Origin of the sequence: Microcoleus sp. N9_A2 (assembly GCF_036701775.1) — a bacterium.
Classification (GTDB): Bacteria; Cyanobacteriota; Cyanobacteriia; order Cyanobacteriales; family Microcoleaceae; genus Microcoleus.
In genome coordinates this window covers 25,171-48,918 of sequence record NZ_JAUBRH010000038.1, presented here as the reverse complement: position 1 = coordinate 48,918, position 23,748 = coordinate 25,171, and the positions used below count along the sequence as shown (strand labels likewise).

The following is a 23,748-nucleotide window of genomic DNA, read 5'->3' as shown; positions in this document are numbered from 1 at the left end:
CCCAATTCCCAATTCCCAATTCCCAATTCCCAATTCCCAAAACAAATAGGGCGCGCACCGCACGCCCTATCTATCAGCAATTAGCCAACAATTATTTATTAGCCGAGTTGCACTTTCACCACGCGGTTCTTTTCTGCTTCCGCTTTGGGCAAATTCAGGTGCAAAACTCCATTTTTGTACTCAGCTTCTACGCTGTCATTTTGAACGCGCGTGGGTAGAGGAATCACCCGGCGGAACGAACCGTAGCGGAACTCAGAGCGAGTCATGCCTTTGTCTTCAGTCTTAGTTTCCTGACGGCGTTCGCCGCTGATAGCAACCGCTTCTGCTGTGACTTGCACGTCCAAATCCTGAGCTTCCATGCCCGGAACTTCTAATTTAAGGTGGATGGCTTCGGGAGTTTCATCGAGTTCGGCGGCGGGTACAAAAGCAACACCGTTAGATGTGCGATCGGTTGCCGGAGTCAAGCTATCAAACAACCGATTCATTTCTCGCTGCAAGGAGTCCATTTCCCGCAAAGGTTCCCAACGAATAAGTGCCATAACTAATACCTCGACTATCTGAAGTTTTTAGGAGTTGAGAAACACTTGACTCAACCTGTATTTAATATATTCCAGCTCCCGAAACTGGGGGATTCGGTTTTCCGCAAAAAGACCGATCGCATTTCCGAACATTCGCGATCGGTATTGTAAAATCATCCTAGGTGCGGGTATCCGATCCAACCCGAACCTAGCAATTTTAGATTTTAGATTCGATCGCGCAATTCCCATCTAAAATCTAAAATCGCAGGTTGGTTAACTCCATCGTGAGTGCCCAAAAGAAGCGTAGGTATCAAACAAAGCACCCACCAAACCAAAAGTTAGACCAATGACGAAAAAGCCCTGGAGGGGACAGCCGCTGCCGAAAGTAGCTAAGAACTGCAAAATCAGGTCTTCTCCAGAACGACCAACTCCTTGGAGAGCAGGCACGAAGCCGATCAGCGAAAAGCTAGTCAATCCCGCGCCGATTAACAATAAGGGGGCGACAAAGCTCAACAGGCTGGTCAGCAGTACAGAGCGAAGAAAATTGGGAAAAATGCTCATAAGAGTCAGTAAATTCAGCTAAACTGCCGAAAGGTACAAGCAAACAAAACTTGTCCTTTTCTACGATAGGCAGCGATCGCCCTCAGTGGCCGGTTCTGTCAGAAATCTTAAATCTTAGAGAAGAAAGTTGTTTAAGATTTGTAGATAGATTTCATTTTTGGCAGTTGTTCTACACTTGAAATCCCCTTGAGTACCACTACATCTTCGAGCTTAAGTTTGTGGAGTCAGCGGTTGCTGGCAGCAATTTTATTGGGCGGCCAAGTCATGCTGCACTTGCTGAAGGGCAAAATTCACCGCCGTAACACCCTCGACCAAATGGCCGCAGTCGGCCCGGAATCTCTGCTGATTGCTTTGCTGACTGCGGGTTTTGTGGGCATGGTATTTACTATTCAGGTAGCGAGGGAATTTATTAACCTCGGGGCCGGCAATGTCGTCGGTGGCGTTTTGGCTTTGTCTTTGACTCGCGAGCTCGGCCCCGTCTTAACAGCCGTCATCGTGACGGGACGGGTAGGTTCGGCTTTTGCAGCGGAAATCGGCACGATGCAAGTCACAGAGCAGATAGATGCCCTGCTGATGCTCAGAACAGACCCGATCGACTACTTAGTAATTCCCCGCGTCCTGGCTTGCTGCTTGATGCTGCCAATTTTAACGATCATGTGTCTCGTCACCGGCATCATGGGCGGACTGCTGATTGCTACCACGATGTACGGCATCTCTCAAAGCGTGTTTTTAGAATCAGTCCGCAATTTCCTGAGTCTGTGGGATATTTGCAGCGCGGCAATTAAGGCTTTTGTATTCGGTGGTTTGATTGCTGTAATCGGCACTAGCTGGGGTTTGACCACCACCGGCGGGGCAAAAGGCGTCGGTCAATCGACTACTACGGCCGTGGTGACGGCTTTACTGGCTATTTTTATTGTGAACTTTTTCATGACTTGGGTGATGTTTCAGGGGACGGGCTCTAGCGTACTCAAAGGCTTGTAAGCTAGGAAAAAGATAAAATATGAATAATTGGCAACATTCGTTTACTACCCTCTGATTTAAACCCGTGAATACAACTGCCTCTTCGACTGCGCCCACAAGTACGATCGAACTCGCTCCCAGTTATGCGATTCCCCTAGTTTTGGTACTGGCGGCCGTACCGCTGCTGTTCGTGCAGAAGTGGGTGAGTTTGCCACTTTCTGTGTTCGGCTTGTTTCTGATGTACCAAGCCGCCACCATCCGGCTGCAATTTACCCCAACAGATTTGGACATTTATCGATCGTCCAACTTAATCCGCCGCTTTCCTTACCGAGAATGGCAAAATTGGCGGATATTTTGGCCCGCTGTGCCGATTTTGTTCTATTTCAAAGAAATTAACAGCATTCACTTTCTGCCGGTTCTGTTCGATCGTAAAATGCTACAGACCTGCTTAGAACAGCGCTGTCCCCGTCAAGACTAAAAAAGTTGTTAATTTTTAATTTTTAACTTTTCCGTGCCCTACGCCGAACCAAATTTCCCATGAATTCAGACGAATCTCCAACCCAAGAACCGCAACCACAACCAGCCGCCCCAAGCGGTGACGGCGAAGTCGATTTACCCGTGAATGAGAGGGAGTACCAACTTCTATCTCAAACAGAGGATTTGTGGCTCGACCAAAATGAACTGCCAGCCCAACTCCCGCCAGAAACAGACCCGCCGCTGGGCGAGGAAGATGCCGAAATCGCCCAATTCGTGGACGAAGCAGGCGCCGCAGCCCAAATTCCGGCCAACACCGACGATGGCGAATCAGAAAGTCCGATCGCTCAAAGTTCGCTTCCAATAGACTCCCAGCCAACAGCAACCGCAGAAACGGTAACGCACATCCCAGAAAATGTTACCGAACAGTTGGCCCTGAGAGTCAAAGAATTGCAGCAGCAAGAACAAGCTTTGACAGAAAAAATTTCCGCCTTGGAAGCCGACAAAGCTAATGCTATAGAAGCGTTGGGTTCCGCTCAAGCATCGATCGGGCGTTTGGTACAAGACGGCTTGATTCAATTAGATCAGCGCAAACAAGCGCTGCAAATCGAAGTAGAAAAACTCGAACGCCGGCGCGATCGAATTCAAAAGGAAATGCGAACCACTTTTGCCGGGGTTTCCCAAGATTTAGCAATTCGAGTTCAGGGTTTCAAAGACTATCTAGTAGGCAGTTTGCAGGATTTGGCCGCCACTGCGGAAATCTTAGATTTGACGCCACCGGTGCAAGAGACACCCAAGCAAATTCCTGCTGAGGAGTCTCAATCCTCAGCAACAGTAAATCCCAGATTTGCCGAACAAGGATTTCAAGAGCAAGCCAAACAAATTCGCCGCACCCTCGACCAATATCGCACTCTCCCCGACTACTACGGCCCGCCTTGGCAACTGCGCCGCACTTTTGAACCCATCCACGCGGAACGAGTTTCTAACTGGTTTTTCACTCAAGGAGGAAGGGGCGCTTTGCGGACTATGGGTTCGCGCTTGCAAAATATCTTGATTACTTCGACAATTATTTCTGTGCTCAGAAGCGTCTACGGCGGGCGGGTGCGGACTTTGGTGCTCGCCAACAGTCCCGAACGTTTGGGAGAGTGGCGCCGGGGCTTGCAAGACTGTTTGGGCATTACTCGCAGCGATTTTGGCCCGGAAAGGGGGATTATTATGTTTGAGTCTGCGGAAGCTTTGGCTCAAAAAGCCGATCGACTGGTGAAAGATGGCAAATTGCCGCTAATTGTCATTGATGAAACTGAGGATTTAATTAGTTTGTCAATCCTGCAATTTCCGCTATGGCTGGCCTTTGCTTCTGACCCGCAAACTTTGACGACGGCTAAGGATTTTTGATTGGGTAATAATTGGTAATTGGTAATTGGTAATTGGTAATTAGTAATTGCTGATTGGATAGGCGGAAAAAACACACAATATCTTGTAGGGGCGGGTTTAGCTAATAATCTATGAGACAAGCCACTTTATGAAGGCAAAACCCGCTCCTCCCCATGTAATGTTTATTTGTACCACCTACTTAATTGCTAATTGCTAATTATGCTAGGGGAAAGGTTGCAAATTGTACAAATACACGAAATCTAAAATAAAAAAATGGCTAGCTGGATAATTTTAAATGGCGCATTGCTAATAGCAGCTTATCTGCTAGGTTCGATTCCGACTGGGTACGCCTTGGGGAAATGGATGCTGGGAATTGATATTCGAGAGGTTGGTTCGGGTTCGACTGGTGCGACTAACGTATTGAGGACTTTGGGGAAGTGGCCGGGGTTGGGGGTGTTGCTGGTTGACGTGTTGAAGGGGGTAAGTGCGATCGTCCTAATCCGCTACATCTACTCGATCGATTTTACGCATCAGCTAGCAACCGCCGCCGGTATAGAAAATACTGCAACTGTCCTCCCTTGGATGGCAACTTTGGCGGGTTTCTCTGCTGTTTTGGGCCACAGCAAATCAATCTGGTTGGGGTTTACCGGCGGTAAATCTGTGGCTACGAGTTTGGGAGTTTTGCTCGGTTTGTACTGGCCAGTTGGTTTGGGAACTTTCGGAATTTTTGGAATCGTGTTTGCGGTGTCGCGAATTGTTTCTTTAAGCTCGATTATCGGAGCAATTAGCGTTGCTGGATTGATGTTTGCTTTACATCAGCCGCTGGCTTATGTATTGTTTGGCATTGCGGGCGGCGTATTTGTCATTGTGCGGCACCGCAGCAACATTCAGCGGCTGTTAAATGGTACGGAACCGAGAATTGGGGAGAAATTGGAAACAGCAGCTAGCGATTGATAATTATTATTGTTGTAACGCTGGTTGCAGATTACCATTTCTCTGTCCAATCTTCGATTTAAGCTTTTGGAGGAGGCTTTGCAGCGCATTCTACAGCTTAGAATCCCTGAGCAGAGATAATACTCCCTTGAATCTCAGCCACACTTACATTTGCCACAAAGCCTACTATGTCGCCGGAATTCCTAACTTTAATTAGAGTGCCTTGACTCTGTATCGGTTGAGGATCGAATACACCTGGCGCGAAAACTTGATTGAAACTTTCTGGTGCATCAAACCCCAATAAGAGTGTCACGTTTGTCACGTATTGCAAGTCTACATCGCTAGCAGTCAAACCGCCTGCCAATCCAATTCGATCGGCACCTACTCTGAAACCTGCAATAGCATCGGCATTATTGACATCTGTAACTCCGGGTTCTGCTTGGAGGACGTACAAGTTGCTGCCCCCGATTTTGATTGAATTATTTTCATTCAAGGCGGCTAAAAAGTCGCGACCCAAACCTCCCACCAGAGTGTCATTTCCGTTACCGCTGGCTAAGAAATCATTGCCTCTACCGCCCAAGAGAATATCGTTTCCCGCATCACCCGTAAGCAAATCTGCATCTTGACCGCCGCTGAGAGAGTCATTTCCCTCATTTCCTTCAAGTAGATCTATTCCTTTTCCCCCAAATAAAGAATCGTTGCCCAACTCCCCGCTGATAATATCTTCCCCTTCATTGCCAAATATCAAATCATTAGCTGTTGAGCCGGTGACTAGATCGTCACCTCCGAGCATCCAACCTCCCAAAGGAAAATTAGTTGCATCTGCGATCGACAAAGTAACGACTTCGGATGTATTGTCGCCAATTAATCGCCGCTGTTCTGACGGATCGGGTTTTAAAGCCATAAAAAATTTCCGCGTAAAATCTCGGATGTCAACATGATTAAATAAGCCTCTCTCAAAGTCAATTCATATATTCATAACTTTGAGTTCATAAAAGTCATAACCTTGAGTTCATAAAAGTCATATTTGTGAAAATATGTTGCAAAGGGTAGACAAAAGAGCCAATATCATAATAGTCATAGATTCATCGAACAGGATTTGCCAACATTTAGGGCTAAATACGCGATCGACCGAAGTGAAAATTTCTCGGCGTCTGTCTGCACAAGTTCTGTAAAAATAACGAAGAGTGTGAAACTTATGAATGCGGAATCAGCCACAATCGTTCGGGTGAGTGTACAAGAAGCAGCCCACCTTCTAGATAATTTGGTATGCGAACACAGAGGCGAACATTTGAGCCGCTTGCAGCAGACAATTATTGAAGGAGCTTTAGAGGGTTTCACTTACCAAGAAATTCGGGAAAATTATGCGATCGCGCGCGGATATACAGTACACTACTTGGCGCGATATGTTGCTTACCATTTGTGGAAATTGCTGACAGAGGTATTGAGGAATGCAGGAATTGTTGGGCCAGAAGAAAGAGTTCGCAGAGCAAATTTGTGGGACAGCGCGATGAGAGTAGCACAGCAAAGCGTGCAGTCGGAATCTGTACAAAAAAATCCACCCCCTGTACCGCCAGATCCGATGCTGGAGAGAAAACTGCGAATGCGTTACCGAATTACCGAACATTTGGTGAGTACCGAATTTAGCGATACCTATCTTGGTGAAGATGAAGATGTTCCCGATCGCACTTTTTGTGCAGTCAAACGCTTGAAAAGTCAGTCGAGCGAAACCACACAGCGGTTTGAGCGGGAAGCGCGAGTTTTGCGAAGGTTGGGCAAGCACGATCGCATACCGGAACTGTTAGCTCGTTTTGAGGAAGAGGGATATTTCTATTTAATAAATCAATTCATCGAAGGGCAACCTTTGAGTCAAGAATTGAGCGAAGGTAAACCATGGCAAGAACAGGAAGTCTCTGCTTTATTGCAAGATATTTTAGAAATTCTCGCCTTCGTTCACCAGCACGATGTCATCCACCGCGACGTTCACCCTCACAACTTAATTCGGCGGGCTGCTGATGGCAAAATGGTGTTAATTGATTTCGGGGCAGTTAAAGAAATTAACCTCTCGCAGAATAGTCGGGGTCAAACGAAATCGCGGGGCGGAACTCACAGAGATTATATGCCGGCGGAACAAGCACATGGTTCGCCGAAATTGTGCAGCGACCTCTACGCTGTCGGTTTGCTGGGAATTCAAGCCCTGACGGGTTTGCCTCCTAAAAAACTCAAAGTCAATCCCGATACTGGCGATATTATTTGGCGGGAAAAAGCAGAGGTTAGTTCGCCGTTTGCCTGCTTTTTAGACAACATGGTGCGCTACCATTTTCCGCTGCGTTACCCGTCAGCAACCGAGGCACTCCAAGCTTTGCAAAACTTACAGTAACGCCGCCCTAAAAGCGCGGTAACGAAACCGCCGCTATACGCCGGCGTTACATACTTGTAAGTTAATCTCTTTGACATACTCACCGACCTGAAGGTACGGTGATTCTTAAGCCTCGCGACTTAAGTTTCTGCTTCTTCGCAACTGCCTCCACCCTCAAAGAGTTTTGGTCTTATGTTCGCTCTCGCGCACTAACCCCGCAAGCCCTGCGGTTTTTACGTGTCGAATACCAAACGGAATTCTTCTCCTGTTGTGATTCTAGGGTTAGACTTCCATTGCCCTATCCTCTTTTCCCGGTCTACCGATTTTGCTTCGCCGCCAGCACAAGGCTGAACTTCGCTCGTATAGGCTGTTTGATCCATCGTCTCGGGTGGGTCGTTGACCAATTACATTCTAATATAAAGCCGTCCTAAAAGGACGGGGTTTCTACCCAAATTTGTGATGAACCCGTCCCCGCCCGATGGTAAAATTAATATCAACGAGTGTGGCGAGTCGAGAGATTGTAAAAAACTTATGTGCCTGAATCCAGGGGATATTCTGCGCGATCGCTACCGAATTATCGGTCAATTAGGGCAGGGAGGGTTTGCCAAAACCTATACGGCTAACGACGCTTTAGGCAGCCCCGGAAATCCCCTGTGTGTCGTCAAAGAAATTCCGCCGCCTCAATCTAAGGATGGGCGGCTGTTGGAGGAAGCACAACAGCAATTTGAAAGAGAAGCTAGAACCCTCAGACACCTGGATAATTGTGCGCGCATTCCCACGTTAATCGATCGCTTCCAAGAAAATGAAAAATTTTACTTGATCCAAGAATACATCGAAGGAAATCCGCTGAACAAAGAGATCGGTTCAGGCAGGCAGTTTGAGGAGTCAGAAGTTATTGATTTATTGCTGGACATTTTGTCAGTTTTAGATTTCGTCCACTCTCAAGGGATTATTCACCGCGATCTGAAACCGTCAAACTTAATCCGGTGCAAGCTTGACGGTAAAATTGCGGTGATTGATTTTGGGGCTGTAAAAGCGATCGGCACTTTGGCGATCGAGAACGGTCAAATAACTCAAACTCGTGCCGTTGGTACAGAGGGTTATATGCCCGCGGAACAGTGGCAAAATCAGCCAAGGTTTAACAGCGATATCTATGCTGCGGGAATCATCGGTATCCAAGCGATCGCGGGGTTAGATATTGAAGACTTTTTGCATCATAAAAAAACTGGGGAACTCGTCTGGCATTACTCCACTGGCGATCGCCCGATAGTACAAATTAGCGACAAACTGAAAAAAGTTTTAAATAAGATGGTGCGCTACCACTTTAACGATCGCTATCAATCTGTTGCTGATGTTTTGCAGGATTTGCGATCGCTAGCGGAATCTCCCTCACCGCAGTCGAGAGTACAGCAGCCGCCACGCAAGCGCAGCAGGAAATTGAGAGTTATTCTGCCAATTAAGACTGCCACAGTTGCAGCGGAATATTCGATGATCGCCAGTGACAGCAGGACACCTTTGGCCTCAAACCCTCGTTTAGTCCTCCCAGAGGGTTTAAGCGCCGGAGAAAAAATTCTCCTGACAAGTTCTCGTCCTCGGTTAAAGCAAAGAGGAGTTAAAGAATTTGCAGCTTCAAATTCAGAGAAAGCTTTTAATTTATTCAAAGAATCGTGGCAGAAAGAATACGGCAAAGATCCAGAAACTTTAATTTACACGAACAATGCTTGTCTGGAGAGCGGCAACGATCCTTATTACACAATTGCTGTAGCCCTTCCCATTTGTCGGAGAAATCCGGACAGTTTTGCTCAGCTTGGTTCTCAGGCGAAAGAATTTCTGCGCGGAGTGGCTCAAGCGCAAACAGAAGTTAATTTGGGACTGTCTAATGCTAGCGATCGGGACTTTCCAGGTCGGGGTTTTTTACCAAGTACAGCCATTAACGGCAAAGGACTTAAAGTCATTATTGCTGACGATTCGAATGATGAAGAAGAGGCAAAAAAAAGAGCAATTTCATTGGTTGATCGACCGGAGATTTTAGCAGTTGTCGGTCACGCTAGCAGCGAGATGACGATGCACGCCGTAGATATTTACCATAACAATAATCTGGTTTTAATTTCTCCGGGTGCAGCCACGGAAGAGCTGACATACGAGCCTAAAAAAAATTTCTTTCGCACTCAATATACGACCTGTTTAATCGCTAGAGATTTAGCGAAATACCTCCTAGAAAAAAATCAAAAACAAGTAGCAATTTTATACAATCAGGAAAGCCCATTCGGCGCATCTTTTGTGGAAGAGTACAAAAAATATTTTCGAGATGCCCGAGGAGGAAAAATAGTCTGGATTCGCGATTTCGATATATCTAAAACAGACTTCAATGCCGAAAGAGCAATAAAGGAAATCCAGGCTAACGGAGAAACTGCGATCGTGTTAGTTCCAGACCTTCATGTTACCAGATCCCTAAACAACGCCTTTGAGATAATAAAACTTAACGGCTCTCGCAATTGGATTGTCGGGTCATGGATGCTGATGTGTCCGCAAATGTTGGAATTTGCTTCCCAGCAACCGCAAAAGTTGTTGGAAAAACTCATCTTTTCTGTGGGCTGGCATCCCTTAAGTAGTCCAAACAAAGAATTTCCCCAACAGGTTCGATCGCTGTGGGGAGAAGAGGGAAATACCCGCCTAGCCTTTGCTTACGATGCGATTCGCGCGCTCGTAAAAGCATTGGAAATGCAGCCAAAACCCAGCCGCGAAGGAATGCAACAAATGCTTTCATCTCCTGATTTTAGCGCAGAGGGAGCAACAGGAACCATTGAGTTTAACTCGCAGACAAATGGCGATCGCAAAAATCCTCCCAGCGATTTAGTACATATTGTAGAATGTCCCAAAGAGCGGTTCGGTCTCGCTTTTGTTCCCGTCAAATATCCGACAGCGGAGGCGGCTCGTTTAAAGTGCGAGTGAACTCATATCAAATCCGGTAGCATCCCAATTATAAAGTGCGAGCGTCCTCGCTCGCGATCCACGCCGCGAGCGAGGACGCTCGCACTAAAATTATCAAACATAGGATTCGGATGCTACCGGAAACGATATCACGGACGATCGATTCAATTGTTCGGAGGAACAGCCTCGCCAGCGATTCCGCCCGCGATATCAAGGAGATTCTGGTTATTTTTGCACTCTCCCAATAGCGCTTAATAAAATACCTAAAATTTTCCCCACATCTCTCAGGTAATATTCGATCGGATCGATATAAATAAGGTAATTGCTCACCCCCCCTAAGGACAAAAATAAAATCTCTGAAACCCTTTGTAGGCAAGTATTCCAAAGTTTGAACACAATTATTTCATTTTTCCGTTTTGATCGCTGAAACCCTCATTCTCTCGTTGATTTTATTGAAGAAGAAGCTTTTTGCTTAAAATTCACAATCTGAAACTGTCTCGCTTGAGGCAGTTTCAGGGGAGGGGGGTAGTTGAGCAATTACTAAATAAGATTGCCCTCTAATTTCAAAAACCTCCATACAGTACCCGATGTCACGGTTCCATAAATAGTTGGAATGTTATTTCCTTCCTGTTCGTTAAATAACCGAGCAGCTAACATCTCGGCACCGCACTGCCCCAACCCTGCTTTAATATCTTCTTTTTTAGCTTCTACAAGGGCAATTACAGGAGCGCTGATAAATAGGCGTTCCGGCGACAAACTTACCAAAAAATCGCAGGTTCCGTTCAATCCTTTTTCAGGATCTACATTAAATTCCGAGCCGGAAAATAAACTAATTTGATAATTTACTTGCCGCCTAACTTCAAGTAAAATCGGTGCGACAATCAGTTCTGAACGAGCTTTTTCTGTATTGATGTCTACTGCTAATCCTGAATTTTCTAGCAACCACGATTTAAGATTTTCGCTAGGCTCTACTTCTGGCGCATCGCCAAATAAATCTTGGTTTTCATTGAGAGTTAAATCGAATTGCTTGACAAGTTCCTTCAACTTGAAGTCGCTATAAGCCATCTTAAATTCTCTGTTGTTATTTACCCAATTCTTGAGAACGCAAACAAGCTGCTTTCACTGCTTCGATCAGCGCCGAACGAAAGCCGTTACTCTCTAATTTAGCAATACCCGCAATAGTTGTGCCGCCGGGACTTGTAACTCGATCTTTCAATTCTGCTGGGTGCATTCCCGTTTCTTGCAATAGCTTCGCCGTACCGAATACAGTTTGCAAAGCTAATTGAGAGGCGATCGCCCGTGGCAAACCTGCACAAACTCCGCCATCTGTCAAGGCCTCGATCAAAATTGCTACATAACCAGGCCCGGAACCAGAAAGCCCTGTCACCGCATCCAGCATACTCTCAGGCACTTCTACCACTTCTCCCACAGCCCCAAAGATGCGCTTTACCAATTCTAAATCAGCCGGTTGCACAAGTTTTCCCGGAGCGATCGCGCTCATGCCCGCCCCCACCGTTGCCGGAGTATTCGGCATCACACGCAGCACTCCCCGCCCGGGAAAAGCTGGTTCGAGCTTGCTGAGTGGCACTCCTGCCAAAATCGACACTACCAGCGCTTCTGGCTGGGAATTAGCCGTTTCTCCATTATTTCCCTGTTTGCGATCGGCTGCCACCGCCAACTCCAAAGCCACCGTATCAAAAACTTGCGGTTTAATCGCCAAAAACAGCACTTCTGTAGCGACAGCAACTTCTAGATTGCTGGCTGTTGTTCCAATCCCGTATTTCTCAGTTAAAAACTCGCGGCGCTTTACCCCAGGCTCGCTCACCAATATTTCTGAAGGCAAATAAACTTTTTCTGCTATTAAGCGGGATAAGAGAGCTTCTCCCATTACCCCGCCGCCGATCGTACCAAATTTTATGTTAGTCATTAGTCACTTTTGAGTTATCAGTTATCAGTTGTCAGTTGTCAGTTGTCAGTTGTCATTGGTTACTTAATTGTTAGCTAATGTTATTAATCTGCAGTGTTTATTCCACAGTTATTAGCTGTTAACTACTGTCAACTGTCAACTGTCAACTGTCAACTCTCAACTAACTACTGTCAACTGTCTACTGTCAACTGTCAACTGTCAACTAACTACTGAGCGATTGGAGCTTGTTCTGCCGGCCAGACTGTCGGTGCAGGAGCAGCAGCACGGGGCCGTCCTTGAGCAGGAGGCACTTCGTGAACCACACCAGACTGAGTTCTCACCTGTACGCAGCTAGGCGTAAACAAGAAAATACTTTCGCCAATTCGCTCTTGATGACCGTCAAGGGCATAAGTACCGCCCGCCACAAAGTCCACAGCTCTTTGCGCTTGGTCTGGGTCCATCACCGTCAGGTTCAAAACCACAGACTTCCGTTCCTTAAGAGCTCGAATTGCTGCCGGCATCTCTTCAAAAGTGCGCGGCTCCATTACTACAACTTCCGAAATCCCGTTCATAGCTCCAGGCATTCCAATCACGTTATTCATTACTGACCCTACTCCCCCGGTTGGTGCAACAACATCCATACCTGTCGATCCTACTACTGACCGCTCTCGCATTCTACGATTTTGACGACGTTCTTCTTCTGCTGCTGCGACGGCAGCGGCGTTGGGTTCAGGCGCTTGGTAGAAGTTCTGATAGCGCTCCCCTTCCGTTTCGTCGTACACGTCATCGTACTCAGGCTCATTGTTGATGCCTACAAAATCTCGCAGTTTAGAAAAAATATTCATGATTCACGCTCCTTCACGACTTTGCTGCCCCGACTATACTCGCGTTGCGCGTTAGTCGCGGGTGGCTGACTATTCTATATTTACCCCAAATTGTCTTTATCAGAAGATTTCAATTATTTATCCCCTCCTAGAGCCAAATAAGGTTTGTCCTAGCCGTACCATAGTAGCACCTGCTTGAATTGCCAAATGATAATCTCCCGACATCCCCATTGAGAGCTGCTGCATTTGAATGCAGGGCAAATTTTGCTGCTGGATTTTCTGTGCAAGTTCGCGGGTGCTGTTAAATAATTCTAGGATTTGCGAGTCATCTAATCCCAGCGGAGGAATTGTCATCAAACCTTGAATTTTGATATGCTGACATTTGTTGAGTTCTGGAAGGTCGGCCAGCAGTTCTGGAACGCTCCAGCCGTATTTGTCCGGGTCTGGCAACATTTTGACTTGCAGGCAGACTTGGGGAGAGCAGGACATTTCCCCCGCCAAGCGCGAAAGTCGCTGAGCGATTTTTAAATTGTCGAGAGAGTGAATCCACTGGAAATGCTCTAGGGCTTTGGCGGCTTTGTTGGCTTGCAAGTGGCCGATCAAGTGCCAGTTGATATCCGGTAAATCTTGCAGTTGGCTTTGTTTTTCGGCAGTCTCTTGAACCTTACTCTCGCCAAAATCCCGGATACCGGCATCATAAGCTTCCCGGATAGCATCAGTCGGTACCTGTTTGGTAACGGCAATTAACCGCACTGATTCGGGCAATAGTTGGCGAATGCTGTTAATTCGAGAGGCAATGGTCATGGGTACTCAACGCTCTTGACTGGAGGAAAGGAAAATTAAGAGAGTTACCAATTAACAAATTACTGATTTTCGTTATTGAAACGTGCGCTGGTGAATGGTCTGCAATTGGTCGTACTCCTGATATTGACCGCTGCGGCGCAGGGTTCGCAGGCGAATTTCGACCATGAGGCGAGCATCGGAGCGGCTGATTGGTTCAAATCTCAGCCCGCCCGGGCCGTTTGTCACCAAAAAAAACAGGCGCTGAGCGTATAGGGTGGTAAATAATTCTTGGCTGTCTTCAACCTGGGATACCCTGAAGAGGAGGCCAAAGTTTGGATGATTCAGGTAAGTTTCGGTAGTCATTCACGCTCACAATCGATCAATTTTAGATTAAAGATTTAGATTTTAGATTTTAGTTTCGCTTGCGAATCGCCCGACGGCGTTGTTTGACGGCGGGGTACAAAGGGCTATCGCCGTAGCCGTGCAATAGTCTCCGTCGTGGCTGAGGCTCAATTGCCACTGGCAATTTCCCCAAACAGAGGCTTGTGCTGCTGCGGTTCCGTGCAGTTGCACATTGGGAGCACCGTTTTGGGAGCGCCGAATTTCCACATCTGCATACCGTATTCCCCGCCATCCCGTGCCTAGAGCTTTGACAACGGCTTCTTTTGCTGCCCAGCGCCCCGCTAGTTGGTTGCAGGAAACTCGATTCATTTTACCTTTAATGCTGCTGTGTTGAGAATTTAGTTGCCCGCAATCCCTTTGTTCGGCGGGCGTGTAAACTTTTTCGAGGAAGCGATCGCCAAACCGGTCTAATGCGGCTTGAATGCGGGGAACATATACGATATCTGTCCCAAGATAGATGTTCAAGGTCTTGGTTCTCTAAATATTTATCTCCATTACTTTAGCAGGACTTAGGCGTGGGAGCATCTCATAGGATTTTAGATTTTAGATTTTAGATTTGGGGATGACTGACTGGATATGGGTTTGGAGTCCACCTACAGTTGTATTCTTGTTTGAAACTGGTATCAATTTTGCTTTGATAGGTGGCCGATACCCGTCAAGCATAAATAGTTTGATTTCCGTACTATGCAACTGTCAACTGTCAACCCTTCTCCCTTGCTCTTCGGGCAAGCTGTCAACTGTCAACTGTCAACCGTCAACTGTCAACCGTCAACTGTCCCAACCCCAAGCCAAGCGGGCGCTCCAGAGGACGAGCAAGCAGCCGAGGGCGATCCAGTCTCGGATTTTCAATTGCAACTGGTGCCATTCTACACGGTGTCGATCGGGACTGGTGAAGCCGCGAACTTTCATGGCGCTGGCAATTTGTTCAGCTCGCAGGAGCAAGTTTTCTAACAGCCGCTCAGCTATCATCAACCACACTTGAGCGGCGCTGCGAAATCCGAGTTTTTTCCAGTTTATCGCTCGGGTTCTGACTGATCGCACTAAATTTTGTATTTCTTCCAATACTAGGGGAATGAATCGCAAAGATAAAGTTAATGTTAAGGCTATTTCGGTAACAGGCCAATTCAAGCGGCGCAGCGGCTGCATTAAGTTTTCAATGGCGCTGGTGATTTCTTCGCTGGCTGTGGTAAGGAGATAGAGGTTGGTGCTGTAAATTACTGTAAAAAATAGGGTGCTGACGTTGATAGCTAAATCTAGGGATTTGCGGGTGATTTTAATCGGGCCTTGTTTGAGTACAACGTAACGGTAGTTTGTGGGTTGGGGGAGTTGATTTGGGCTTTGGGCTTTGGGATTGGGGATTGGGGAGTTTGAGCCTAAGTTAAAAGGTTTGTACCAGGGTTTGGGCTCTTCACGGGGTGGAAGAGTTGCGGGCTGTTGGGAAAAGGTTAATTCGTCGGCGGGGATGCGGGGCTGGTGTTCTGAGGGGAGTCCGTCGGGGGCGATCGCGCTGAGGCAAAATACTAATAGACAGAATAGCAGCAGCATTCCCATTTGCTGTTTCCACACGCGCAAGGGAATTGCTGCGGTTAGTGTCAGTACGATTAACATTCCTACTAGCATCAACCGCCAGATGGGATTGGCGAGTATTGGCGCAATCAGAAATGTCATCAACCAGGCTAGTTTTACGCGAGAGTCTAGCCGGTGAAGCCAGGTTACTGGTTGTTCTAGGTAGAGTCCGATAGGAAGCGAGCGAAGTAAATCCATGTTGTCGATTTGAGATTTTTAATAATATCAATAGACCTCTTGCATTCATTCCAAAATTATCTTGAAATTATCTGCGTTTGTCTGTGTTTATCTGCCTTATATCTGCGGTTTCTGTATCAAAAAAGGACTTATACAAGAGATCTAATTTATTGAACTGCGAAGACGCAGTACGCGAAGCGGTGCGTAAGCACTAGGACGCGAAGTAAGAGAAAGAAGGAAAAAAAAAGAAAGAAACGCAATTTGCTTTGATTATTAAACTGCGTTTTTTCTTTAATCTAAAATCTAAAATTACTTGACGCGCAGTGCTCTGTTGGTTGTGCTAATTTCGGTGGCACGAACTTTTTTGCCTCTCCAAAGTAGTCGCATTGGTGTACCGGTAAAGCCTAGGTGTTTTCGGAATTGGCTTTCCATGTAGCGACGGTAATTTTCAGTGAATCGTTTGGGATCGTTGACAAACAGCGCAATCGTCGGTGGCTGCGATCGCACTTGAGTACCGTAATAGATTTTGCCTTGTTTTCCTTGGCGGGTAACTGGGGCTGAGTGCCAGCTTGTGGCTTCTTCTATGACTTCGTTAATCACGGCGGTGGGGACGCGACGCTTGTGTTCGTCGGAGGCTTTGTCTACTAATTCAATGATTTTTTCAACTCGCTGTCCACTCATGGCGCTGACAAAGATCATTTCTGCCCAGTCGAGGAAATACAGTTTAGTTCTTGCTGTTTTTTCGTACTCGTAGATGGTGTCGTTGTCCTTTTCTATGGCATCCCATTTGTTGATGACGATGATGCAGGCTCGACCTTCTTGGCTGATGCGATCGGCTAATTTTTGATCTTGATCAGTAACGCCGTCAATTGCGTCAATGACTAGCAGTATGACATCGGCGCGGCGGATGGCTTTGAAAGCGCGGTTGATTCCGAAAAATTCGGCACCATATTCGACGTTTTTCTTTTTGCGAATTCCGGCTGTGTCGATCAGGCGGTAGGTTTGACCGTTGCGTTCTACTATGGTGTCAATTGCGTCGCGGGTTGTGCCGGAAATTGGGCTGACTATGGCGCGGTTTTCTCCGAGAAATGCGTTTAGCAAGCTCGATTTGCCGACGTTGGGACGACCGATTATTGCTACTTTTATTTCATCTACTTCTGGCTCTACTTCTGTGGGAAGGTAAGTCATTAATTGGTCTAGCAATTCACCGGTGCCGTTACCGTGAATCCCGGAAATGGGGTAAGGTTCTCCCAGTCCCAATGTCCAAAAGTCTGCTGCTTGGGTGAGTCCTGTATTTTCCGATTCGCATTTGTTGACGGCGAGAATGATCGGGACTTTTTGCACCCGCAGCCAAGAGGCGATGGATTCGTCGCCGCCTGTGAGTCCGGTTTTTCCGTCTACTACGAAAATGGCTGCGCTGGCTTCTGCGAGGGCGGCCATTGCTTGTTCGCGAATTAAAGGCAAAAATTCTGTCTCGTCGTCGAATACTAGCCCGCCGGTATCTACGACTTGATATTCCCGATCGCCCCAGTATGCTGGTCTGTAAGTGCGATCGCGCGTGATTCCTGGTTCGTCGTGGACGATCGCGTCTTGGCTGTTGGCTAAACGGTTGACGATCGTCGATTTGCCTACATTGGGGCGTCCAATAATAGCAACTATAGGTAGAGACATAAAAGTAGCAGCAATTAGGCTGCGCCGTAATTTTGAGGTTTAGTCTTGTATTGTAAGCGAAACTGACCGGAATTTTATAGATTGAGGCTGTGTTTCTGTCTTTTCATGCTGTAGGCGGTGTTTTACCAAAAAAAATTGGTTTAAAGCCGGAACCCATAAGCGGGAGAAATTAAAAGAAGACTATTCATTACTCCAATCCTCTTCCTTCCAGGTAGAGGTCGCTATCTTGCGGTCAACTGTCAACTGTCAACTGTCAACTGAACGATCGCCCGTTTAAACATTGAACCCTAAAAAATAGGCACAGCCTATGGATCTGCATTCCCAGCCAGACTCTGAGAATTAGAAATAAAACTTAAATAACTCAACAAATCATCTCATCTGTGGTAATTCTTTGATGATTATGAGGGTAGATATAGGATTTTAGCGATCGGCTATTATTGAAAAAAGCAGGAGTTTAGTTTTTGACCCAAGCTTAAAACAGCAGCTTAAAAATGGAAACTAAATTTCCCTCAAAGCTCAACACATTAGGTGGTAATATGGCTGTTCTGCAACTAGAAGACGGTAGAACATATACGGATATCCGGGCGATCGCGAGTCAACTGGCAGTTTTAAATATTGAGATCGATTCCCTGCCCACAAACGAAAATCCGGCGTTTCAAGAATTGCTGGTTCAAGACATTCTCAATGTTACAGAAAAACAGCAGATTCTCGCAGCATTTAATAGCGAGTTTGAAAAGTTTAAGCGCGTCAGCGGATATCAGTGGTGCGACTTAAAAGTGCTGCATCCAGGTTCGCAGCAGATTTACGCGCTGATGACTCAAAGCGATCGCACTCATACCCACACAGATGCAGAAGTTCTTCACATTTTAGCTGGGGAATGCGTTTTTGGGTTTGTGTATTCTAACGGCTCTCAGGTAAAATTAATGCTGCAAGCTGCAGAATACATTAAAGTGCCTGCCAATACCGAACATTGGTTTTATCTCACTCCGTCGCTGTACTTGAAAGCCTTGCAGTATTACACCAGTGCTCAAGGCTGGGTTCCTCAGTATACTAACAGGAAACTAAAAATTAAAAACTAAATGTAGGGTGCGCTTCGGCCCACCTTCCTCTATCAAAATAAGCAATTGAAATGGCGACTCAAGAAAGAAAAACTATCTCTAAGACTAGAATTAAATGCTCTCTACTTCATTAGGGGCGGCCATTTCAATTTCTTCGCAACGCTGCAAAAGCGCTTCTATTTCCTGAGCTAAAAAAATTACTTCCGGCCAAGAAGAACCGTTAATTAAATCTTGAGCGTGAGCTAATTTGTTTCTCAATGCTTCTGCTGACTTTAAAAAACGCTCCCCGTAGCGTTTGGATTTGAGCCCCAGCCGATCGACTATTTCAGCAGAAGTCAGGATTAAATCTCGCTTGTCGCAGAATTGCAGGTAATCGATTAAGTCAATTGCTTCATTTCGCGATCTCCCCGATTCCCAAAGGTGTTTGGCGGCTAAGATGCGATCGCCCTTAAGCAATTTTTGCCAAGAATCTTGGGGAAAGTAAATCCGCACGATTCGCAATAAATTCATTTCCAGAAGCGTCACCAATCCAAACAGCAGCATCCGCACCGGTGCTTTTTGCAAATCGCCGCAGGTAACGATACCGTTGATCCTGTTACTTTCCAAGACAAATAATCTGGGTTTTTCTCGCAGCAGCGGCAGCAATTCCATCAGCGGAGTGGCGGCGGCGATTAATTGTGAGGGGTGAAAAATTTGCTGGTAGTCGCTGCACTTGCCTGTCATTAAGTGCGATCGTTCTACATAGCCGCAAACCGTGCCCTTTTCTTCGATCCCCAGCACGTCAAAATCGCGGGCCTCCATCCACGATCGCAATTTAGCTGCATCTTCGCAAGCGGGTACAGATTTTAGCGGTTCCGCCAGATATTTAACTGTAATGCTGTCTTTGAATAAATCCCGCAAGTCGGCGGAACTTGATTTTAAATGTTTCATCTATTTTAAATTGCAAAAAAAATTATCATTGTCGATCGCCTCCTCAATCGCGTGATTTGCCTCTTTTGCGCGATCGGCTTCTGGGAACCATTGATGCCATATACTTTGTTTACTCGATTTTTCAAAGTAGACTTGAGTTGCATAAATATTCCATCGCTCAGTTAACCGCAGATTTCAAGCGGATAAACACTGATGGACGCAGATTCATTCTATGATTGAAAGCGATTGAGTGCAACTCAAGTCTACTGAATGCGATCGCTCCACCACTCCTTGACAATCGCGTCTATATACTTTCAATAGACCTCTTGCAAAAATCCTTTTCATCAGTTAATGGGACGGGTTCTCCGGCCCATCCCACAAGAAAAAATCACTCTTGTGGGATGGGCCGGAGAGCCCGTCCTAATTATTTTTGCAAGAGGTCTAATATGCACAATTATCAATTAGTGGTTTTTCGTCAATATTTACTGATTTATTTATTCGCTAATTCCGGGCAATAATGGTTAGCGGCAAGAGTGGTAACAATATCGGCATCGGCAAGAAAACTTTCTTTGGCAGTTGGATTTTCGATACTGACAGCTTGCCCGATCGCTCTTAATTTAACTTCCGGCAGAGAAACTCCCGATTTTGCTTCCGCACACATTCTTTTAGCTGCAGCAATTTTTTGACCGGGGGTTCTTTGGATTGCTTGCAGTAAATTGTCCGTTGCTTCGGGAGAGTAGCTTTTTGCTAAGCGTTTGTAGTCTTCTATAAATTTTCCATCATTTCCTGTTAGCTTAATGTCCAATTCTTGTGGCGAGCACAACTGGTTTAAGTTAATTACTTCTCCCACTGAATTGACAAGAAAACATCCTTCGCGTTCTTGGGCGATCGCGCTTTTGTCGCTGGGGACAAATTGTATGATAATGGCGGACAAAACAGCACTTAAACGCGAGTAATTTTGCATGAAATTAGGTGATATATTGGGAACTTTTAACCGGAGATCAATGCGGAGCAAGGCCGTGTTCTTGGGTCAAATCGGGTTTGGGGAATTAACCGCAATAGTTGTAAAGGCTGGTTTCACCACCAATCTATAATTCCGACTAACAACAGACATGAACCCGCCCCCACCAACCTAAAAAAAAATATTGTCAGCAATTCAACGCACATGATATCAAATGAGCGTTTCGTTGTCTATTGAAGTTTTCATTAACAGCAAACATCCCCCTTGTGTGAGGGAGGAATGTATGGAACCCGGAACCGAGCGAATGTAGTCGCCTTGATGGCAAATTTCCCCTTCTACAATTAAGTCTCCTTCTAATACAAAAACTTCCTCCGAAGCGGCGTGTCGGTGCAGGGGAAATGTTACTCCAGGTTCTAGTCGCATCAAGCAGGTAATTTCGCGCTTTTTTTTGTCAATGTAAAGCTTGCCGATCGAGACTCCCGGAACTTCATAAGATTTCCATTTAACATCGTTCGATCGCACGATTAAAGATGGAGTATTGTTCTCTGTTGGGGAGGTAGCAATTGGCTTTAAATTGACTGATTCTGCCGACGAGGTTGACGGCAGTTCGGCTATGCGCTGGAACAGGCGGTTTTTGAGGTCGGGGGCGACGGGAACTGGGGGGGCTGTGTAGGCGATCGCGGCAATTGCGGCTTCAAAAGCAGCTAATTCGCTTTTAAGTTCTGCGAACTCTTTCAATCTCTCTGCAAATACGCCACGTTCTGACTCGTCGAGGGTATCGAGAGCTTGAAGGGCTGCAAGGATGATATACTCCTCGTCTGGCATCATTTCCATCTGTTCTCCGCCATTAATTGTAATTCAGCCTATGATTTTAAATTTGAGATTGGTCGGCTGCCGTCGCACTCAAGATGGATGATTGGAGATGCCAGAATTTTAGATTGATTGTTAAACAACTTAAATTGTGTTGTTTGACGATCTAAAATTGTTCGCTCAAAGCTTGACGCAATTTGGAAATACCCAACCGAATTCTAGTTTTGATTGTACCTGTTGGGATACCAGTTTTAGCCGCGATCGCCGCGCAAGTCAGCCCTTGGTAGTAGGCGAGTTCGATCGCCTGTTGCTGTTCCTTTGGCAGTTTTTCTAAAGCTGCTTTGACTTGTTCGCTGCGTTCTTGAAACATTGCATCTTCCATCGGTTCTGCAACGCTAGAGATGGGTACTTTAGCATCTTCCAGACAAGCTTCAGCAGCTCGGACTGTTCGCTGCACTGCTCGGAGCCGATCGAGGGAACGACTGCGGGTAAGCATGAATAACCAGGTATCTGCTCGACTGCGAGAAGGATCGTAAGTTGCTGCTTTTTGCCAAATTTGGGAAAAAACATCGATGACTACTTCTTCAGCTTCTTCTACCGAACCCAGAATTTTGTAAGCGAGAGCGTAACTTGGACGACCGTAGCGATCGTAAAGTTTAGCTAATGCCGTTTGGTCTTTCCGGGCAATCTGCACTAAAAGCAGCGATTCATCGCCTGAGTTCTGGCCTGTCATTTCAGTGTACCGAAAAATTTTTGTTTTGACTGCACAGATCCAAAATTAAAAACTCGGCGTATATCACTACAGAACATAATTGTAAGTTTGAAGTCTGGGGTACAAGCTGGAGTATGCCTTTTCGGGCTAATTTTGTCGTGCTTTGAATTGTAAAAATCCCAAGTTATCTGGAATTTTAACACCTAATTAGTAATTTTTTTTGAGACGAAAGCAATCCGCTTTATGCAGAACGAAGAAATGCGCTGAGCCTGAACAGTCAAACCAGCGGCATTCACTCGTTCCTAAGCTTTGTTAGCTCGCTCCCAAGAAGATTCTGGGAACCCATATAAGCGATGTTCTGGCTCCACTGGATCGAGGGAGGCTCTGTCTCCGAGCAGGCCTTCCCAAGAATAGTCCGGGAACGAGTAAATGCTCAATAACGCACTTTTTTACATAAATTAATCTGGCAGCACAGATCCAAAATTGCCAAATCTTCGTATACTACCAATAGGAGAAGGCTCAGCAACACCGCAAAAGCCCGACAGGTTGACAGGTTAAAACCTGTTGCTACAAAACTAAAACCCGCGAAGGCGGGTTGTTTACCATAGATTTGTGTAAAAATATCATTGAAATAAAGGTGCTAACAGTGAAGTTCACAAAAAAAATTCGCCGAACCATACTAGCTATTGAAGTAGCTCTAATAGCTCTATTAACTCCCGGGATAATTGTCGCTTCTGACCACGACGACGGCGAAGTAGATATCAAAGGTCGCGCTGTCAATTTAACTGACCTGTACGTATATCGCGAAAAAGACCAAAACTCCGGTGCTGCGGACGGGGATTTAGTATTTACCATGAATTCAAATCCCCGGTCTGTAGCCCGCTTTCAATATTATTTCAGCACTAAAGCCCTCTACGAATTTCACATCACGCAGGTAGGTGACGTGAATTCTACACCTACTGGACGCTCCGATATTACCTTGCGGTTTGCCTTCAGTCCGCCTAACAATAAAGGTATGCAAGCGGTAGCTGTAACTGTTATTCGCGGCGGCTCGGAGACTGTTGCTAACACTACAGTTAACGGCGGGCTTATTGCCAGCACTCCGCTGAATTCTAATACTGTTGTGAATACAGTACCTGTGGCCGGTTCTAACTTGACTGTATTTGCCGGTTTACGGGAAGACCCGTTTTTCTTCGATGTGGAACAATTTTTCAGAGTCCGCGCTGGAGCTTTGGGAACGGGGTCGAAAGTAGGTTTCAGGGAACCGAGTCGAGCGATCGACTTTACTAAAGGTTACAACGTCAATACAATTGCCGTGCGCGTTCCCAAAGCGTTGTTGCAAGCAGGAAGTGGGGCGAATACTTTTGATGTTTGGACAACGATTTCTATCAGAGACGGAGCTGGTGGTTTCAAACAGTTTGAGCGATTGGCGAGACCTGCAATTAATGAGGGTTTGATAGTTAGTCCCGCGTTTCTGGAGGCATTCAATACTATTCCTCCGAATTTGGATTTGAGCGGTGCTGCTGCTCCGGTGCGGCAGGAAGCTGTTGCTACTCTGAATGCTGTGGATATTTTGGATGGTAGCGATAATGTCGATCCAAATGCGATAGCCGGAGCTTTCTTGCCCGATGTCATGCGGATCGATACCACAAAAACCAGCGGCTACGCTAGCGCTACAAACGCTCAAGGAAGCTTGATCGGAGGTCGTATGCTGATGGACGACGTTATTGATATCACTCTGGGAGCTTTGGTGGGTTCTCCCGTTGGCGATAACGTTTCATATAACGGAACTCCGGGAAATCCGGCTCAGGGACACAAACCTTTAGAACCTAATTTTCCTTATTTGGCTTTGCCGAATT

23 protein-coding genes are annotated in these 23,748 nt (G+C 46.3%); 8 read left to right on the top strand and 15 right to left on the bottom strand.

The window, feature by feature from the left end; genetic code table 11:
* Window positions 1-98: 98 nt before the first annotated feature.
* Window positions 99-539 carry an Hsp20/alpha crystallin family protein gene (locus tag QUA44_RS20180; protein WP_333253672.1) on the bottom strand — a complete coding sequence of 147 codons (441 nt, stop codon included), beginning with the start codon at window positions 537-539 and terminating at the stop codon, window positions 99-101.
* Between the two features lie 252 nt (window positions 540-791).
* The gene (locus QUA44_RS20175; RefSeq protein ID WP_333253674.1) at window positions 792-1,079 is read right to left on the bottom strand and encodes a hypothetical protein; all 288 of its coding nucleotides are present in this window, start codon (window positions 1,077-1,079) and stop codon (window positions 792-794) included.
* 186 nt (window positions 1,080-1,265) lie between these two features.
* Between QUA44_RS20175 and QUA44_RS20170 the strand changes: the two genes are divergently transcribed.
* The 4 genes from QUA44_RS20170 to plsY all read left to right on the top strand — a co-directional run bounded on the left by QUA44_RS20170 (window position 1,266) and on the right by plsY (window position 4,841).
* Window positions 1,266-2,060 carry an MlaE family lipid ABC transporter permease subunit gene (locus QUA44_RS20170; RefSeq protein WP_333253676.1) on the top strand — a complete coding sequence of 265 codons (795 nt, stop codon included), beginning with the start codon at window positions 1,266-1,268 and terminating at the stop codon, window positions 2,058-2,060.
* A 64-nt stretch (window positions 2,061-2,124) separates the two neighbouring features.
* On the top strand, window positions 2,125-2,517 hold the full coding sequence (locus QUA44_RS20165; protein ID WP_333253678.1) for a DUF3119 family protein: 393 nt from the start codon (window positions 2,125-2,127) through the stop codon (window positions 2,515-2,517).
* 59 nt (window positions 2,518-2,576) lie between these two features.
* Window positions 2,577-3,908: a DUF3086 domain-containing protein gene (locus tag QUA44_RS20160; protein WP_333253680.1), complete on the top strand. Its 1,332-nt coding sequence runs from the start codon at window positions 2,577-2,579 to the stop codon at window positions 3,906-3,908.
* 252 nt (window positions 3,909-4,160) lie between these two features.
* A complete protein-coding gene (plsY, locus tag QUA44_RS20155) occupies window positions 4,161-4,841 on the top strand; it encodes a glycerol-3-phosphate 1-O-acyltransferase PlsY (protein ID WP_333253682.1) in 681 nt (226 codons plus the stop codon).
* Between the two features lie 97 nt (window positions 4,842-4,938).
* Here the strand turns inward: plsY and QUA44_RS20150 are convergent, their stop codons facing one another.
* Window positions 4,939-5,724, bottom strand: coding sequence for a calcium-binding protein (locus QUA44_RS20150; protein ID WP_333253684.1), 786 nt, complete (start codon window positions 5,722-5,724; stop codon window positions 4,939-4,941).
* A 294-nt stretch (window positions 5,725-6,018) separates the two neighbouring features.
* On the opposite strand from QUA44_RS20150, the gene QUA44_RS20145 reads away from it, so the two are divergent.
* On the top strand, window positions 6,019-7,200 hold the full coding sequence (locus tag QUA44_RS20145) for a serine/threonine-protein kinase (protein ID WP_333253686.1): 1,182 nt from the start codon (window positions 6,019-6,021) through the stop codon (window positions 7,198-7,200).
* Window positions 7,201-7,638: 438 nt separating this feature from the next.
* On the top strand, window positions 7,639-10,131 hold the full coding sequence (locus tag QUA44_RS20140; protein WP_333253688.1) for a bifunctional serine/threonine-protein kinase/ABC transporter substrate-binding protein: 2,493 nt from the start codon (window positions 7,639-7,641) through the stop codon (window positions 10,129-10,131).
* A gap of 519 nt (window positions 10,132-10,650) precedes the next feature.
* Here the strand turns inward: QUA44_RS20140 and QUA44_RS20135 are convergent.
* From QUA44_RS20135 to der, 8 genes are all read right to left on the bottom strand, one after another.
* Window positions 10,651-11,175: a hypothetical protein gene (locus tag QUA44_RS20135; protein WP_333253690.1), complete on the bottom strand. Its 525-nt coding sequence runs from the start codon at window positions 11,173-11,175 to the stop codon at window positions 10,651-10,653.
* A 16-nt stretch (window positions 11,176-11,191) separates the two neighbouring features.
* Window positions 11,192-12,037: a pyrroline-5-carboxylate reductase gene (gene proC, locus QUA44_RS20130; RefSeq protein WP_333253691.1), complete on the bottom strand. Its 846-nt coding sequence runs from the start codon at window positions 12,035-12,037 to the stop codon at window positions 11,192-11,194.
* Between the two features lie 206 nt (window positions 12,038-12,243).
* Window positions 12,244-12,861: a cell division protein SepF gene (locus QUA44_RS20125; RefSeq protein ID WP_333065646.1), complete on the bottom strand. Its 618-nt coding sequence runs from the start codon at window positions 12,859-12,861 to the stop codon at window positions 12,244-12,246.
* Between the two features lie 117 nt (window positions 12,862-12,978).
* Entirely contained in the window at window positions 12,979-13,644 is a 666-nt protein-coding gene (locus QUA44_RS20120; RefSeq protein ID WP_333253693.1) for a YggS family pyridoxal phosphate-dependent enzyme, read from the bottom strand.
* Window positions 13,645-13,716: 72 nt separating this feature from the next.
* Window positions 13,717-13,986 carry a transcriptional coactivator PipX gene (gene pipX / locus QUA44_RS20115; protein WP_006634205.1) on the bottom strand — a complete coding sequence of 90 codons (270 nt, stop codon included), beginning with the start codon at window positions 13,984-13,986 and terminating at the stop codon, window positions 13,717-13,719.
* A gap of 42 nt (window positions 13,987-14,028) precedes the next feature.
* The gene (gene acpS, locus QUA44_RS20110) at window positions 14,029-14,490 is read right to left on the bottom strand and encodes a holo-ACP synthase (RefSeq protein ID WP_333253695.1); all 462 of its coding nucleotides are present in this window, start codon (window positions 14,488-14,490) and stop codon (window positions 14,029-14,031) included.
* 303 nt (window positions 14,491-14,793) lie between these two features.
* Window positions 14,794-15,789: an energy-coupling factor transporter transmembrane protein EcfT gene (locus tag QUA44_RS20105; RefSeq protein WP_333253697.1), complete on the bottom strand. Its 996-nt coding sequence runs from the start codon at window positions 15,787-15,789 to the stop codon at window positions 14,794-14,796.
* 288 nt (window positions 15,790-16,077) lie between these two features.
* Window positions 16,078-17,439, bottom strand: coding sequence for a ribosome biogenesis GTPase Der (der, locus tag QUA44_RS20100; RefSeq protein ID WP_333253699.1), 1,362 nt, complete (start codon window positions 17,437-17,439; stop codon window positions 16,078-16,080).
* 491 nt (window positions 17,440-17,930) lie between these two features.
* Between der and QUA44_RS20095 the strand changes: the two genes are divergently transcribed.
* Window positions 17,931-18,518, top strand: coding sequence for an acireductone dioxygenase (locus tag QUA44_RS20095; protein ID WP_333253701.1), 588 nt, complete (start codon window positions 17,931-17,933; stop codon window positions 18,516-18,518).
* A 90-nt stretch (window positions 18,519-18,608) separates the two neighbouring features.
* On the opposite strand, the gene QUA44_RS20090 is transcribed toward QUA44_RS20095, so the two are convergent.
* The 4 genes from QUA44_RS20090 to QUA44_RS20075 form a co-directional block, all read right to left on the bottom strand.
* A complete protein-coding gene (locus tag QUA44_RS20090) occupies window positions 18,609-19,427 on the bottom strand; it encodes a hypothetical protein (RefSeq protein WP_333253703.1) in 819 nt (272 codons plus the stop codon).
* 469 nt (window positions 19,428-19,896) lie between these two features.
* Window positions 19,897-20,370 carry a DUF732 domain-containing protein gene (locus tag QUA44_RS20085; protein WP_333253705.1) on the bottom strand — a complete coding sequence of 158 codons (474 nt, stop codon included), beginning with the start codon at window positions 20,368-20,370 and terminating at the stop codon, window positions 19,897-19,899.
* A gap of 207 nt (window positions 20,371-20,577) precedes the next feature.
* Entirely contained in the window at window positions 20,578-21,195 is a 618-nt protein-coding gene (locus QUA44_RS20080; protein ID WP_333276784.1) for a cupin domain-containing protein, read from the bottom strand.
* A gap of 148 nt (window positions 21,196-21,343) precedes the next feature.
* Window positions 21,344-21,910 carry a sigma-70 family RNA polymerase sigma factor gene (locus QUA44_RS20075; RefSeq protein ID WP_333253709.1) on the bottom strand — a complete coding sequence of 189 codons (567 nt, stop codon included), beginning with the start codon at window positions 21,908-21,910 and terminating at the stop codon, window positions 21,344-21,346.
* A 625-nt stretch (window positions 21,911-22,535) separates the two neighbouring features.
* Here QUA44_RS20075 and QUA44_RS20070 point away from each other — a divergent pair.
* A partial coding sequence (locus tag QUA44_RS20070) for a DUF4331 domain-containing protein (RefSeq protein WP_333253712.1) occupies window positions 22,536-23,748 on the top strand: 1,213 nt, incomplete at its 3' end.

Bases quoted from the DNA above. Each gene is read 5' to 3' on its own strand.
- QUA44_RS20145 (WP_333253686.1), top strand. From the start codon at position 6,019: ATGAATGCGGAATCAGCCACAATCGTTCGGGTGAGTGTACAAGAAGCA.
- QUA44_RS20175 (WP_333253674.1), bottom strand. From the start codon at position 1,079: ATGAGCATTTTTCCCAATTTTCTTCGCTCTGTACTGCTGACCAGCCTG.
- QUA44_RS20120 (WP_333253693.1), bottom strand. From the start codon at position 13,644: ATGACCATTGCCTCTCGAATTAACAGCATTCGCCAACTATTGCCCGAA.
- QUA44_RS20160 (WP_333253680.1), top strand. From the start codon at position 2,577: ATGAATTCAGACGAATCTCCAACCCAAGAACCGCAACCACAACCAGCC.
- proC (WP_333253691.1), bottom strand. From the start codon at position 12,037: ATGACTAACATAAAATTTGGTACGATCGGCGGCGGGGTAATGGGAGAA.
- QUA44_RS20105 (WP_333253697.1), bottom strand. From the start codon at position 15,789: ATGGATTTACTTCGCTCGCTTCCTATCGGACTCTACCTAGAACAACCA.
- plsY (WP_333253682.1), top strand. From the start codon at position 4,161: ATGGCTAGCTGGATAATTTTAAATGGCGCATTGCTAATAGCAGCTTAT.
- QUA44_RS20095 (WP_333253701.1), top strand. From the start codon at position 17,931: ATGGAAACTAAATTTCCCTCAAAGCTCAACACATTAGGTGGTAATATG.
- QUA44_RS20180 (WP_333253672.1), bottom strand. From the start codon at position 539: ATGGCACTTATTCGTTGGGAACCTTTGCGGGAAATGGACTCCTTGCAG.
- pipX (WP_006634205.1), bottom strand. From the start codon at position 13,986: ATGACTACCGAAACTTACCTGAATCATCCAAACTTTGGCCTCCTCTTC.
- QUA44_RS20075 (WP_333253709.1), bottom strand. From the start codon at position 21,910: ATGACAGGCCAGAACTCAGGCGATGAATCGCTGCTTTTAGTGCAGATT.
- QUA44_RS20125 (WP_333065646.1), bottom strand. From the start codon at position 12,861: ATGAATATTTTTTCTAAACTGCGAGATTTTGTAGGCATCAACAATGAG.
- QUA44_RS20140 (WP_333253688.1), top strand. From the start codon at position 7,639: ATGAACCCGTCCCCGCCCGATGGTAAAATTAATATCAACGAGTGTGGC.
- QUA44_RS20080 (WP_333276784.1), bottom strand. From the start codon at position 21,195: ATGATGCCAGACGAGGAGTATATCATCCTTGCAGCCCTTCAAGCTCTC.
- der (WP_333253699.1), bottom strand. From the start codon at position 17,439: ATGTCTCTACCTATAGTTGCTATTATTGGACGCCCCAATGTAGGCAAA.
- QUA44_RS20135 (WP_333253690.1), bottom strand. From the start codon at position 11,175: ATGGCTTATAGCGACTTCAAGTTGAAGGAACTTGTCAAGCAATTCGAT.
- QUA44_RS20150 (WP_333253684.1), bottom strand. From the start codon at position 5,724: ATGGCTTTAAAACCCGATCCGTCAGAACAGCGGCGATTAATTGGCGAC.
- QUA44_RS20090 (WP_333253703.1), bottom strand. From the start codon at position 19,427: ATGAAACATTTAAAATCAAGTTCCGCCGACTTGCGGGATTTATTCAAA.
- QUA44_RS20085 (WP_333253705.1), bottom strand. From the start codon at position 20,370: ATGCAAAATTACTCGCGTTTAAGTGCTGTTTTGTCCGCCATTATCATA.